Below are 2,940 nucleotides of genomic sequence, written 5' to 3'. Positions count from 1 at the left end.
TTTTGGGATGGCAATAACAGTACATTTCAATGGCCGTAATCAATAACGAATAAATTAATAATTACACTTTTCGATAAAGCCAGGTAATAATTTTTGGTAGAAATCACCTTGTATTAAAAGAAAATACCACGCACTATCCATTTTAACTGGTTTGGTTGGCGCCTTTATTTTGCAATTAAAATACGTGGAAAATGGCTGTATATTTTTTGTATATATATACTTATTAAATATAACTTCTTATTTTATTAGAGCACCCATTTTATACGCGAATAATCAATATATGACGCTGCAATTTAGAAATTCGCGATTTCGGGATGAAGGAAAATTGGGGTGCAGTCCCTCTGCATAACTCTACGGAGCGTTTGTTGCTTGGTTACATTTAAAGATTTAAGATGACATTAGAGTAGGAGGAAATATTGATGGATAATCGTAAAATTGGAGAGTTAATTTTTAATTTACGGAAGGAAAAGGGACTGACACAGAAACAATTAGCGGATCAAATGAATATTTCTGATCGAACGATATCAAAATGGGAGCGCGGGTATGGCTGTCCAGATATCACGCTATTACCAAGTTTATCAACCCTCCTTGGCGTAAATATCGAATATATTTTAGATGGTGAATTATCGTCGAATGAATTTGTAGGAGGAAATATGAAAAAGTCTAATTATTTCGTCTGTCCGTCATGTAATAATATTGTATTAGCAACTGGAAGTATGACCATATCTTGTTGCGGAAGAAAGTTAGAACCATTAGTAGCGAAGAAAGCAACAGACGATGAAAAACTAACCATTTCAGAAATTGATAATGAATGGTTAATATCTAGTGGGCATCGTATGACAAAAGAAAATTATATTTCATTTATTGCTTTTGCTACAGGTGACCAAGTACAGATTATTAAACAGTATCCCGAATGGAGTTTACAAACACGTATCCCGAACCGTCAACATGGCAAACTGTTATGGTATGATACTCAATTCGGTTTATATTATCAGCTTGTCTAAAAATTTATCAGATAAATAATAAATCACGGGTTATGACTAAATGTTACTACTCTATTATTAATCTTTCCCTCACTTTTAGGTGAGCGATTCTTTTGAAACGAAAATCTTTATAGTTGGTTTTTTATGAAACTTATAGGAGTTAAATGAAATGAATAAATCTTTTAATGAAACATTGTCTTTAGTAAAACCGATGATTGTTTTTCTTATTCCTATCATTTTAGCAAGTGTTTTGCAATCATTGGGTCAAGTATTTGGAATTATCGTAGTTGGGCAAACACTTGGAGTGGATTCTATAGCAGCTATTTCTGCCTTCTTTCCTCTACTCTTTTTCCTGATATCCTTTATCATCGGAATTGGCTCTGGAAGCTCCATTCTAGTTGGGCAAACATACGGTGGAGGTGATATCCAAAAAATGAAGGAAGTCGTAGGGGTTACGCTACTCTTTACGTTTATCATTTCTATTGCTGTTGCCTTAATCGGAGGATTCTTTACAGTAGATATTCTAAAATGGATGGGAACACCTGAGAATATACTGATTAAAAGCGCAGAGTATGCACGTATTTTATTTGTTACATTGCCAATCACTTTCTTATATATGTGCTATACAACCTTTATGAGAGGTGTTGGTGATTCAAAAACACCTTTTTACTTTTTATTGATTAGTGTTATCCTAAATATTGCTTTGCTGCCAATACTTATTTTCGGTTGGTTGGGCTTACCGGAATTTGGATTAAATGGTGCTGCGTATGCTACAGGATTAGCCAATTTTATTACATTTGTGATTCTATTAGGGTACTTACACAAAAGAAATCATATACTCAAATTAGACTCTGAAATTTTGAGACATCTTCACTTAAAAGGTTCGGTGTTGAAACCCTTACTGAAATTAGCCATTCCTACTAGTATTAGTTTGGTTTCAATCGCGTTGTCAGAAATTGCAGTCATCACGTTTGTCAATGATTATGGGTCTAATGCAACTGCAGCATATGGAATCGCGAATCAAATTGCAAGCTACGTTCAAATTCCAGCAATGAGTATATCAATATCCATTTCAGTATTTGTTGCACAAGCAGTAGGATCTGGAAACTTTACGAAAATCAAACAGGTAAAGAAAATAGCGGTTTCCATGAATTATCTCCTTGGTGGTATTCTCATTCTCATTCTTTACCTGTTACCAAATCATATATTAGTAATCTTTTTAGACAACACCGAAACAATTAATATAGCAAAAAGTCTTATACTGATCTCATTTTGGAGTTACGTTATTTTGGGTCACACTCAGGCAATCACAGCAACAATGAGAGCAACAGGTACTGTGTTATGGCCAACAATATTTACAATCATTAGTATTCTGCTGATCCAAGTTCCGGCAGCCTACTTCTTATCACATTTCACAACACTGGGCTTAAATGGTGTCTGGGTAGCCTATCCAATTGCGTTCATCGTCAATTTCTTGGCTCAATCTTCTTATCATCAATTTTTCTGGAAAAAGAAATCCTTAAAAGCACTTTTGAGTTAAACTTACTTAATTAATAAAGCTATTTATTTCTCTTTTACAAATAGCTTCATTTATTTCTATTTCCGCACTAAACTGATTCGTTCGTAAAAAGCGATTGATCACTGCAGATTAAAAGCCAACTTTATATTTACTTCTTGTTGATTACAGCCACAAGAATGTACCACTTCTGCCATGTTTTGTACCATCAGTTGCCATGGAATTTACCACTTGCTGTCAACGCATTTACCATTAGAAAAACTTTAGAGATATTGAATTGAAAAAGCCTAATCCTCCTATTTTTACCGAGGAATTAGGCTTTTGTTAAGTTTTCAGTAATCGCGCCAGAAAGTGGACTACCAGCTTTTATTGCACAGTATATTTGTACTACGCAGCAAGCAAATCTGTTATTTTCTCATCTTACTTATTCAACAATTGCGC

At 34.3% G+C, this 2,940-nt stretch carries 2 protein-coding genes; both read left to right on the top strand.

The features are described from left to right. Positions 1-419: 419 nt before the first annotated feature. Positions 420-1,004, top strand: a complete 585-nt coding sequence (locus V7150_RS26305) for a helix-turn-helix domain-containing protein (protein WP_335524210.1) — start codon at positions 420-422, stop codon at positions 1,002-1,004. A gap of 148 nt (positions 1,005-1,152) precedes the next feature. Then, positions 1,153-2,523, top strand: coding sequence for an MATE family efflux transporter (locus tag V7150_RS26300; protein ID WP_335524208.1), 1,371 nt, complete (start codon positions 1,153-1,155; stop codon positions 2,521-2,523). Positions 2,524-2,940 lie beyond the last annotated feature (417 nt).

This window comes from Neobacillus drentensis (genome assembly GCF_036965245.1).
GTDB lineage: Bacteria > Bacillota > Bacilli > Bacillales > Cytobacillaceae > Neobacillus > Neobacillus drentensis_G.
Note: the sequence above shows the minus strand (reverse complement) of the source record. Positions and strands in the feature narration are given on the sequence as shown.